Origin of the sequence: Pseudovibrio sp. POLY-S9 (assembly GCF_001431305.1) — a bacterium.
Taxonomy (GTDB): domain Bacteria; phylum Pseudomonadota; class Alphaproteobacteria; order Rhizobiales; family Stappiaceae; genus Pseudovibrio.
Genome location: NZ_LCWX01000264.1, coordinates 1 through 293, shown reverse-complemented (window position 1 = coordinate 293; position 293 = coordinate 1). Strand labels below are relative to the sequence as shown.

Here is a 293-nt window from a genome sequence, read left to right as displayed (position 1 = left end):
GCTTCGCCTTCTGAATCCAGATTGGAGTTCGGCTCATCGAGCACGATCAGGAACGGGCTGTCATAAAGCGCACGGGCCAGACCCACACGCTGGCGCTGTCCGGCAGAAAGCAATGCCCCGCCTTCGCCAACCTGTGTGTCATAACCGTCAGCCAGACTGGTGACCAGCTCATGCACGTTGGCAAGCTGGGCGGCTTCCAAAATCTTCTCGTCATCGCGTTCTGGCGCAAAGCGGGAGATGTTTTCGGCAATGGTGCCGTCAAACAGTTCCACATCCTGCGGCAGGTAGCCAAC

Annotated in this window: 1 protein-coding gene; it reads right to left on the bottom strand. The window is 58.4% G+C overall.

The window, feature by feature from the left end; all coding sequences use genetic code 11:
* Positions 1-293, bottom strand: a 293-nt coding sequence (locus PPL9_RS30940; RefSeq protein WP_152986893.1) for an ATP-binding cassette domain-containing protein, incomplete at both ends; no start/stop codon positions are given.